This window comes from Desulfothermus sp. (assembly GCF_053993635.1).
The window spans coordinates 1-7,933 of sequence record NZ_JBMYBT010000123.1 but is presented as its reverse complement, the minus strand read 5'-3'; the positions used below and the strand labels follow the sequence as shown (position 1 = coordinate 7,933).

General features: G+C 35.7%; 8 protein-coding genes. 3 read left to right on the top strand and 5 right to left on the bottom strand.

What is annotated here, in order from left to right:
- Window positions 1-522: sugar phosphate isomerase/epimerase family protein (locus ACY2V1_RS09030; protein WP_461834468.1), on the top strand; the 522-nt coding region annotated here is incomplete at its 5' end.
- An 8-nt stretch (window positions 523-530) separates the two neighbouring features.
- Here ACY2V1_RS09030 and ACY2V1_RS09025 read toward each other — a convergent pair.
- The 4 genes from ACY2V1_RS09025 to ACY2V1_RS09010 are packed head-to-tail and all read right to left on the bottom strand — an operon-like array spanning window position 531 to window position 5,923.
- Window positions 531-2,315 carry a chloride channel protein gene (locus ACY2V1_RS09025; protein ID WP_461834467.1) on the bottom strand — a complete coding sequence of 595 codons (1,785 nt, stop codon included), beginning with the start codon at window positions 2,313-2,315 and terminating at the stop codon, window positions 531-533.
- 13 nt (window positions 2,316-2,328) lie between these two features.
- Window positions 2,329-4,158 (bottom strand): chloride channel protein, encoded by a 1,830-nt coding sequence (locus ACY2V1_RS09020; protein ID WP_461834466.1) that lies wholly within the window; start codon window positions 4,156-4,158, stop codon window positions 2,329-2,331.
- 3 nt (window positions 4,159-4,161) lie between these two features.
- Complete coding sequence (locus ACY2V1_RS09015; protein WP_461834465.1) at window positions 4,162-5,004, bottom strand: universal stress protein; 843 nt, start codon at window positions 5,002-5,004, stop codon at window positions 4,162-4,164.
- Window positions 4,997-5,923 (bottom strand): bifunctional riboflavin kinase/FAD synthetase, encoded by a 927-nt coding sequence (locus ACY2V1_RS09010; protein ID WP_461834464.1) that lies wholly within the window; start codon window positions 5,921-5,923, stop codon window positions 4,997-4,999. Before ACY2V1_RS09010 ends, ACY2V1_RS09015 begins: the two co-directional genes overlap by 8 nt.
- Before the next feature lie 400 nt (window positions 5,924-6,323).
- Here ACY2V1_RS09010 and ACY2V1_RS09005 point away from each other — a divergent pair, with 400 nt between their 5' ends.
- Together ACY2V1_RS09005 and ACY2V1_RS09000 are read left to right on the top strand one after the other, a co-directional pair.
- Window positions 6,324-6,851 (top strand): prepilin-type N-terminal cleavage/methylation domain-containing protein, encoded by a 528-nt coding sequence (locus ACY2V1_RS09005; protein WP_461834463.1) that lies wholly within the window; start codon window positions 6,324-6,326, stop codon window positions 6,849-6,851.
- Window positions 6,852-6,857: 6 nt separating this feature from the next.
- Entirely contained in the window at window positions 6,858-7,370 is a 513-nt protein-coding gene (locus tag ACY2V1_RS09000; RefSeq protein ID WP_461834462.1) for a type IV pilin protein, read from the top strand.
- Between the two features lie 155 nt (window positions 7,371-7,525).
- Here the strand turns inward: ACY2V1_RS09000 and ACY2V1_RS08995 are convergent.
- On the bottom strand, window positions 7,526-7,933 hold a 408-nt coding region (locus tag ACY2V1_RS08995), incomplete at its 5' end, for an LOG family protein (protein WP_461834461.1).

Sequence of the window (7,933 nt, the reverse complement as noted above, 5' to 3'; positions counted from 1 at the left end):
CACGCCAATTTTATCCCACTTTACCTCGAGCTATTTTCTTCATGGTTAAAAAGGGCTGTAGAAACTTGGGAATTGGTTCATAATGAGTGGCCAGATCATCCTCCTTTATATCTTGAGAATGTAAGGGAATACGACCCTAGACCTCTTACAGACCTTTTTTCAGAACTGAGTCATATAAACATAAAATTTTGTTTTGATGTGGGTCATTGGGCTAGCTATAGCGGGGGAATGAGGTATAATAATATGTCCTTATGGATACAGACCATGGCACCCTATTTAAGACATATGCACCTACATGACAATGATGGTGTTGCTGACCAACATCTGGGTCTTGGAGTTGGAAGTATTCCATGGTCTGAACTATTTGCTGGATTAGAATTATTAGATCTTGCTCCTACATTCACTTTAGAACCCCACACAAAAGAAGATTTAGAGAATTCATGGAAGTTTATTAAGAAACATCCATCATGGTTTAGTAGACTTGGAATAAAGAAATCCGTAGTGCCTGAGGTTAGCAATTAGTGTATGGTTTATTCTTTGTTTGAACTTTTGGTTATTTCTTCTACTTTTTGGTTGTAAAATGCTATAACTTCGCGTCTTCTTACCATTCCCAAAAGTTGTTTTGGGTTCTTTGTGTCAACCACTGGCAGACTATCTAGATTTTTTTGAGTGAATTTTTTCATAACTGTGTGCAAGTCGTCTTTAAAGTTGGTAGTGATGATATCTGTTGTGGCGATGTCTTTAACAATAATTAGATGTTCTATGCCTTCTGTAAATAATATACTCCTAAAATCGGTATTGGAAAAAATTCCAACCAATTCTCCATGTTTATTTACTACTGGGAAATAGTGTTGGTTTGTATTTGAAAAAAATTTTTTAAATTCAGCAAAGGTCATATTTTCAGGCACTGTGTCTACAGGTCTAATTAAGTTTTTTATGTCTCTTACATAATAGGATTTTAAAATATCAAAGAAAAATTCTCCAGCATGGGCAGGCGACGCAGTTCTGTTTTTTACTTGTTCCCTGTAAATTGTCCAAGATTTAGAAAAATTGTAACATAACAGACATACTAAAAAGCTAGGAAGTAGTAATTCGTAAGAATTAGTCATTTCACTGACAAAAATAATAGTGGAGATTGGAGCATTTGATACAGCGGAAAAAAATCCAGCCATGCCAAGAATTACCATGGCTTGCGGTGATACTATTATTTCTGGGATGAGGTGGTTGAATAATATTCCAACAGCTCCACCAAGACACCCACCTATTACTATGGATGGACCAAATACTCCTCCAGAGCCCCCTGATCCAATGCTAAAAGAAGTAGTAAGAATTTTGCCAAATGCAACGCCTATTAGTATATACAAATTTACTTTGTTAAAAAGGGCATTTTGAAGTACTCCATATCCAAAAGAAAGGGTTTCTGGTAGAAAAAATCCTATTATTCCAGTAAGAAATCCACCTATGCCTGGCTTTAACCAATTTGGAAGATTTAAGCGCTTAAAAAAATCATGAGTTGCATAAAATGTTTTTACATATAAAAAGCTTATTCCACTTAAAATTAGGGCGAGTATTGCATAAGGACCCAATTCTAATGGATTTTTAAAAAAATAAGGTGAGGATTCAAAGAGGGAGCCAAAACCAAAAACCATACAAAAAACACAATATGCCACAATAGAGGATATTCCTGCGGGAATAAGTACATCAGGTTCAAAGTCAGGATCTTTATAAAGTACTTCTGCAGCAAATAGGGCACCAGCTAGTGGAGCCCTAAATATGCTCCCCACACCCGCACCAATCCCCGCTGCCATCATAATTCTTCTCTCATTGGGTGAGAGTTTGAGTTTTGTTGCTAGGTATGAACCAAAACCAGCCCCAATTTGGGCAATTGGGCCTTCTCTACCCCCAGATCCCCCTGATGTTAATGTGATAGCTGAGGCTATTGTCTTTACAATAGGTACCTGAGGACGAATTAATCCATCTTTTTTATGATATGCTTCTATAGCAGCATCAGTCCCATGACCCTCTGCCTCTGGGGCAAAGGTATAAACAATAAATCCACTCACAATGCCACCAAGTGTAGGTAATATAAGAAGCATCCACCGCTTAAAGGGAGCAGAAGTATGATGAAAAATAGAGATTTCACCTTTTGGGCCACCAGGCCTGTAACCAGCTAACATGTCAAGAAGATAGTGCATCCCAGCATCGCAAAAAAATTGAAAGATTATTGAGCCAAGGCCAGCTATAATACCAATTGATATGAGATATAAAAAGAATTTAGTAGATCGTCGAACATTTGTGGATAAGAAAAATTCCATGAATATCCCTAATTCACAATTTGGTTGATTTTAGTTTTTCTACCAACTTATTGTAGAATATAATTATTGATTTTCTTCTTAGAAGACCTAGGATTTCTCCATCCTCTTTGTCAGATAACACTGGCAAGGCATCGATATTTTTTTGAGTCAATTTATCTAAAGCCCTATTTAAGGATTCATCGGGATATGTCACAACCACATCTGAAACTGCAATATCCTTTATAATTACCAGTTTTTCTATCTCAGGATTAAATAGCACATGTCTAAAGTCAGAGCTTGAAAATATACCTGTTAATCTTCCATTTTTGTCAACTACCGGGAAAGAGTACTGGGTGGTATTAACAAAAATTTTTTTCTTAAAATCAGAAAATTTCATATCTTCAGGTACTACATAAACAGGATCAAGTTCATCCAGTAATTCCTCCACTTTGTGATCACTCAAAATATCCACAAACAGCTCACCTGAATGTGCAGGAGACTGAAATTTATTATCTAGCTGATTTTCATAGATAGAAATCTTTCTATTAAAAAATATACATATTGCAGAACAAAACATAAGGGGTGCAAGGAGGCTATAGCCCTGGGTGAGCTCACACACCAAGATAAAAGGGCCAATAGGAGCGGAGCCTGCACCTGCGAAAAATGATGCCATGCCAACTAATACAAAGGCTCCTGGATGTGCAACAAGTTGGGGATAATGCATATGTGCATATGTCCCAATTATACCACCTGCCATTCCGCCTACAAAAAGGGTAGGTGCAAACATACCTCCACTCATCTCTGAGCCAATGGTTACAGAAGTTGCAATGGTCTTGGCTATCATAAAACAAAGCATGGTTAAAAGGGATAATTTCCCCCAGATAGCCATTTCCAGATAACCATAGCCACCACTTAATACAAAGGGCATAAACATACCTAAAATGCCCATGATTAGTCCACCAAGTCCACACGTTATTACCAGGCCGGCGCGCTTTTTTATTTTTTGGAAAATTGAGTATTTGATAAAAAAGAATGTTTTTACATAGAGATAGCCGCAAAAGGCACAAAATAAGGCAAGGATTAAATAAAATGGCAGTTCTTTAGGGTTAAAATAGAAATGTGGTATCTCAAATATTGGATGATTGCCATAAATTAATGTAAATACAGTGTATGCTATAACCGATGAAATAATAGCAGGGAGAAGGGCATCGCTCTCAAAATCTTCTTTGTAGATTATTTCAACAGCTGTGATGGCCCCTCCAAGTGGTGCCCTGAAAATAGCTCCAAGTCCGCCACCTGCACCAGCCAGTAATAATATTCTCCTTTCCTTGGAGGATAGTTTTAGAAGGGAACCAAGATAAGAACCAATACCTCCTCCAATTAAGGTTATAGGTCCTTCCCTTCCTGCACTACCGCCACTTCCAATGGTAAATACTGCAGTAAGTCCTTTTAAAAAGGTAACCAATGGATTTATTCGCCCTTCATTTTGATGAAATGCTCTGGTTATTGTGTCTGTGCCATCTGTTACATGGTCTTGTTGGGCATATGGGATTAATTTTTTGACTAAAATTCCAGTAACAAGTCCCACTAACGTTGTAAATATAGGAATAAGCCATGGTCTAAACGGTCCTATTTTACCTTTAAAGATCTCTTCTCCACTAGGTCCTGGTACTGCTATGCCTGCAAGCTGGTGGATGAGTTTAAATTTTGTCCATTCAATGCCAAGAAAAAATAGGGCAGCGGCTAACCCTGCTAATATTCCCAGAACCACACTGATTAACATGAGTCTAAAAGAAGATATACTTCTATATACCTCCTTTATGCTAGACCATAAGGATTTTATTTTTAAAATTATATTCTCCATTCCCTAATACCTAAAAAAAGTAGCTTGTTCATCAAAGTTAGGACCTACCAACAAAAAATTATTTGGAAGAATGGATTGCATAAGTTCCAGCTTTCCACCAAATGCAAGTCCTTTAATAAGACCGTGACCAAATAATCCAGCAACTATGAGAGAGTCATGGGGGATATTAAACAGATTTTCCTTAAAATCCCCTTGATCAAAAAAATACCAGTGTTGGATGTAAGAAAAAATATTTTTTGTCTCTTCATTTGATTTTAATTTTTCTTTATATGATTCATAATCCTGGTTTTCATTTTGGGTAAAAAAATAGAGAGGAACCCCAGATTTTTTTGCTATTTTTAGTCCCAGGGATGCAGCTTTAACACTTGTCTTAGATCCGCCAAACATTACAATAATTGACTTCCAGGGTTTAAAAATAAGGCAAGGTAGATAAACTGGGAACCTAGCATTTAATAAGATCTTCCTTACAATAGGTCCAATTTGGCCTGGAAAGATTTTATTTAAGAGACCTTTTATTACCCTTGGACAGGTCATAAAAGAAAAATCAGTTGGTAAATCTGGAAGTGAAGAGGCACTAAATTCTTTAATTTTTAAATAGGTAGCCTCATAATTTTCTTGCTTTAGGATACCATCAATCCGTGCCTTTGCCCTGTTCAATTCATTTAAATAGCTATCATCCAGTGTAACCTGAACAACTTCATGTTCAAAGTACATGTTAAATTTCTGAAATTGTGGAATATAGACAAAGAGCTCAATGTCCAACATCTTTGCGAAATAAATCGAACTAAGTAACGTCTCCCTGCCATAGGGAACATTTCTATAGATATGTAAAATCCCCTTATCCATTTTTTAAAATATCCTTGGCCTTTACTATGTCTTTTAATATCTGTTTTTTTAGACTATTAATACTGGAGAACTTCTTTTCAGACCTAATTCTATCTACAAAATGCACTCTTAATTCTTCTCCATATATCTCTTTGTTAAAATCAAAGATGTGTACTTCTACAGATAGCACTTGATTTCCAAAAGTTGGGTTATACCCAACATTTGCAACTCCTTTAAGTCTTTTGCCTCCATATTCAGCAAAAACCGCATAAACCCCAGTTTTTGGAACAAGCTCATCAATTAGGTTTAAATTTGCTGTTGGAATGCCAAGGAGCCTACCTCCTCTTTTATGACCCTCTTCTACTTTCCCAAACACCTGATAATATCTTCCCAACATTGGTACAACATCTTTGACCTTTCCTTCCTGTACCAAAGTCCTGATTCTAGTGGAACTAACTATTTCATCTTCAAAATAAACTGGACCTACCTGATGCACATCAAAACCCAACTTTTGTCCAAGTTTTTTAATGAGGGAATAATCGCCTTCCCTGTTTTTTCCAAATCTATAATCATATCCTACAATTATCTCTTTTACATTTAAAGGAACTAAATATTTCATTACAAAATCTTCAGCACTAATATCTGCCAAATCCTTTGTAAATTCAAGACATATTGTTATATCAACTCCTAATTGTTGTAAAAGTTCCAATTTTTGTTTAATAGGAGTAATAACAGGTGGACACTTACCTGCTATAACTTTTAAAGGATGAGGTTCAAAGGTTAGAATTACTGAAGGTACCTTCCGTTTTTTAGATCTATTGATTAAGTTTTCAATAAGCGCCCTATGTCCAATATGCACTCCATCAAAATTTCCAATAGAAACAACAGAGCCTACCTTTACGTTCAAAAGCGCATCTTCGATTTTTTTATATACCTCCATATGAATAATCCTCCAGATTGTAGCTGGAAAAAAAATAGGGGGGATTTGGGGAAATGTAAAGGAATAATTGTGGGGTAATTTTTAGGAGAGTTTACAAAAATTGGCAAAAGTTTACAAAAAGTGTATATGCGTTAAAGTATTTTTTATGAACATAATTAAGAGGTGAGGGGGTTATAGGGTTGAGAATTTAAGGGTTAAGAGTTAAATTGTTCAAAGTTCAAAGTTCAAAGTTCGATGTTCAACGTTTAAGGAACCTACAACATAGAACTTAGAGCCTTTATGAAACTCACAAATCCTATAAATTTAAATTGTTATTTCTAAACGATTTATAGAATGGCGTGAATTTTGCTTAAAGAAAAATGAAATATTTAAAAATCTAAATAAAACAAGGAGGTGTATGATGAGAAAAGAGAAAGGTTTTACCCTCGTCGAGCTTTTGATAGTAATGGCAATCATCGCAATTTTAGCCGCTATTGCAATTCCACAGTTCAATAAGTACAGAGCTAATGCTATGTTGGGTAATGTGCAAGATTTTACAAAAAAAGTAGCGGATCATGCAGCCTACTTGACTTCAACCGCAGATCAGCACCCGAAATGTACGTCAGCCTCTGACTTTTTAGTTGACGCAGATAATTCAACAGGTGAATATTATTTACGAGCTTCAATTGATACTAGTTTTAATACAATTTGCGATAAAGTTAATCTTAATCCGCCAGATTGGGTGAATAGCATATCTCTGAAGAGTAGTGAAGGGGATTATGTTCGGTTATCTTTAAGAAGTGGGACAACCGTTTCATTTAATAATGGTACCGTTGAAGTATTGTCTAACTATAACATGGGTAGTTATAAGTTTGGATGTATTTATTATCCAGACAATGCAACTCTAGCTGATCCTTCTGATTCTAATTATAAATGCCATATTGAATAGCATATTATGAGATCTAATAAGAGAGGTTTTTCATTAATAGAGCTTCTGGTGACTATGGCGATAATGGCAATTTTAGCCGTTATCGCCATTCCTACTTATAATAAATATCGTGTTAATGCAGGCTATGGTGTGCTTCAAACCAATTTGAAATTATGCGAGACTTGGGCCGAGAATATAGTAGCAGATTATGATAAATTTCCAAATGGCGTTTGTGATGCCAGTTCTTATTCTGGAAGTGGAAAATTAAAGTGTCTTTATGATAAAGCGACAGATTCTATTTCTGTTTCTTCTTCAGGGGATTTAGTGCTAGATATACCCTTAAAGGTATCGTTTACTAGAAATAGTACTACTAATACGTGTGGAAAAATTATTATAACATGTCCAAAGGAAAGGTGTTTTGGTTTAAAAAATCATGATAATTCTGGTAATGCTACTCTATGTATCAATTCCTGTGATAATCCTTCTTACCTTAAAGAAGATACAAATTTGCATGGTATAATACAGGGAGGATGTAGTTAAGTAAGAGCAAACTACATTAATGGAAATACTATTAGGCCCACCACTTCCATAAAGATTATCCGTGTCTAGCAAATAATGGTTCTGATTAGATATTGGGTATTATCAAGTAACATCAAAAGGGTTCTAAAAAGAGGCAGAATCCTCTGCCTCTTCCTTTAAATAATCACCAATCTCTTAATCAAACTCACCACCTCATCAGGATCATCTAGAGTAAAAAATATCTCTAAGTCACATTTTTTTATATAATTCCTTGCAAGGAGTTTGTTTTTAAACCAATCAATCAATGGGGTCCAGAACTCTTTGTCCACTAAAATTACTGGAAAGGGTTTAATCCTTTTGGTTTGAGTTAGTACCAGTGCTTCGCTGAGCTCATCTAATGTGCCAAATCCTCCAGGCATTACCACATAAGCCATGGCGTATTTTATAAACATCACCTTTCTTACAAAGAAATATCTAAAATCCAGTCTTGTATCAATATAATCATTTGGTTTTTGTTCTAGAGGAAGATGAATGTGCAGGCCTATTGATTTACCATTTCCATCCTTTGCTCCTTTGTTCCCTGC

Bases quoted from the DNA above. Each gene is read 5' to 3' on its own strand.
- ACY2V1_RS09025 (WP_461834467.1), bottom strand. From the start codon at position 2,315: ATGGAATTTTTCTTATCCACAAATGTTCGACGATCTACTAAATTCTTT.
- ACY2V1_RS09020 (WP_461834466.1), bottom strand. From the start codon at position 4,158: ATGGAGAATATAATTTTAAAAATAAAATCCTTATGGTCTAGCATAAAG.
- ACY2V1_RS09015 (WP_461834465.1), bottom strand. From the start codon at position 5,004: ATGGATAAGGGGATTTTACATATCTATAGAAATGTTCCCTATGGCAGG.
- ACY2V1_RS09010 (WP_461834464.1), bottom strand. From the start codon at position 5,923: ATGGAGGTATATAAAAAAATCGAAGATGCGCTTTTGAACGTAAAGGTA.
- ACY2V1_RS09005 (WP_461834463.1), top strand. From the start codon at position 6,324: ATGAGAAAAGAGAAAGGTTTTACCCTCGTCGAGCTTTTGATAGTAATG.
- ACY2V1_RS09000 (WP_461834462.1), top strand. From the start codon at position 6,858: ATGAGATCTAATAAGAGAGGTTTTTCATTAATAGAGCTTCTGGTGACT.